Source organism: Mycobacterium sp. UM_11 (assembly GCF_001414075.1).
Lineage (GTDB): Bacteria > Actinomycetota > Actinomycetes > Mycobacteriales > Mycobacteriaceae > Mycobacterium.
In genome coordinates, this window is the sequence record NZ_LATC01000258.1 from 1 (window position 1) to 364 (window position 364).

1 protein-coding gene is annotated in these 364 nt (G+C 70.9%); it reads right to left on the reverse strand.

Annotated elements, in window-relative coordinates:
• Nucleotides 1-364: DUF222 domain-containing protein (locus WU80_RS24915; RefSeq protein WP_156349794.1), on the reverse strand; the 364-nt coding region annotated here is incomplete at both ends.

Genomic DNA, 364 nt, shown 5'->3' on the forward strand with positions numbered 1-364 from the left:
GCATCCACCGCGGCGGGTAACTGGTGGAAGAACCGGCGGATCACCCCCACCTGCCCGCCACCGAGCGTTCCGTCGCGTTGGGCGGCGGCCGTCGCGGGCAGGATCGGCGCTAACGGTTCGCCGGTCAGCCCGTGGCGGGGTCCTAGGTCGACGGCCTCTTTGACCCGCCTCGACGCCTCGGCCCGGCTGATCAGCGTCGCCTCGGCAATCGCGTGCGGCAGCGTGCCGCCCAACTCCTCGGCCGTGGCCTGCCGGCCCAGGGTGTTGATCACCGAATGCTCGAGGGCCGGCAGCTGCCGGCGCACCCTTTCGGTGCGCTCGAGCATCGCCAGCTGTTGGTGAACGTTCAAAGCATCCACCGGCA